At 67.6% G+C, this 1,523-nt stretch carries 2 protein-coding genes; one reads left to right on the top strand and one right to left on the bottom strand.

The genetic code is table 11. The features are described 5' to 3' along the window. On the top strand, positions 1 to 535 hold a 535-nt coding region (locus AC0VY3_RS36315; protein WP_475551813.1), incomplete at its 5' end, for a hypothetical protein. Between the two features lie 170 nt (positions 536 to 705). Here the strand turns inward: AC0VY3_RS36315 and AC0VY3_RS36320 are convergent. Then, entirely contained in the window at positions 706 to 873 is a 168-nt protein-coding gene (locus tag AC0VY3_RS36320) for a hypothetical protein (protein WP_475551814.1), read from the bottom strand. Positions 874 to 1,523: the final 650 nt, after the last annotated feature.

Raw genomic sequence — 1,523 nt, forward strand, 5'->3', positions numbered from 1 at the left:
GCCCGGCAAGCGCGGCGGCCTCGTCCCCATTCAGATGCCCGCGGCTCCCAAGGGGTTCGGCAACGTTCAGCACACGCTCCCAGTGCGCGGCGAGCAAGGCCTCTGCTGCGGGCCGGTACTGCCAGAACCACTGCCGGTACCCGTCATCCGGGATCCCCGGGAGTTTCTGCCGCAGGACGAGATCAAGCAACACGACTGGTCGGATGCCCCGTATCGGGCGGACAAGGCCGGGCACAACCGGCAGATGGACGGGCGCAACGCGACGCCCACGCAGTTGCCCCCAGAGCAGACCGAGATGGTCACCAAGAACGCGGCTTGGGTTGTGGCCCAGGTCTTGGCCTACAACGACCCGAACTTCAACGAGCACGAGTTCTTCGAGGCGTGCGGCCTGAACGCGCGGACCAAGGACGGCCGGCTGAGCAGCAGCGTCACGTACGGGCTGCGGTTCGAGCCCATCGAGAACGGCAAGCGGCGCTTCCAGACCCCCGGCGCGTACCGGTTCGATCCGGAACCGGAGGCCACCGAAAAGGGCTGAGCCGTCGGGTCCTACCCAAGCGGGTGGAGACCCGATTGCCCGTTCAGGGCGGTATCCGGCACTGAAACCGCAGCTCAGGGCCCTATAGGTATCCGCTGCGGCGGTGATGACGTCTCCTCCTGGAGGAGAGAGACGTCATTTCCTCTCTGGGCCCCGCTTGGGACGCGCCTCTACGCGGCGAGCGCGGCCCCGGCGGCGGTCACCAGGTCGTCCGACGCGCTGAGCGCCCGTTCCCGCGTCTCCTGGAGCGCGGCCGTGCTGTCGGCGGCCCGCATGCCGTACGCGGCCTCCACGGCGCACTGCGCCGCTTCGGCCAGCTCGGGCAGCAGGAGACGCACTTGAAGGAGTGGAGCCGTCACCGTGGACCGCGTCAGATGGCTTTCGGTACGGGCCGCGCTCCAGTCCCCGCCGGCCAACCGGATGTCCTCCCGCACGGCCATTGCCCGCCGGTGATCCGCCAACGCAGCCGATAAAGCCGCCACCGCATCCAGCCCCGCCGCACGACGGGCAGACAATTCCTCAGCAGCACGCTGCGCCCGCTGCGCGAAATGCTGGAGAGCGTCCGTAACGAATGATCCGGCCAGGGTCCCAAGAACCGCAATTACAGCAGTCAGCACGTGAATTCCTTTCGTCGAGGTGAGTCAATCATCCCCGAAATAGAGCCCGAGTGACCGTGTTGCCTGTTGCGTATTCGGGGCAGCGCAGCAGGAAAAGGGAAACCGGGATATTCACCCCGCCCGAAGCTCCGGCGGGGGTGGTGCAGATTCCCGATCTCTACACAGCCTCAAAGTGTGATGCACACGCCGTGGTGTGCCACGGGTGGGGGTGGGGGAGATTCCCAATCGGTACCCGCGTGCGGGTGGTGATGCAGGGTCAGGGGTCGGCCCGGTCCGGCCGGTTGGCGCACGATCGCCCCAACCGACCGACCCTCCCTTGCAGCCAGCTGCCCGCACAGCGGGCCCCTCCTGTAGGCGGAGCCGGAAGGAGC

The organism is Streptomyces sp. iso_384 (genome assembly GCF_056172905.1).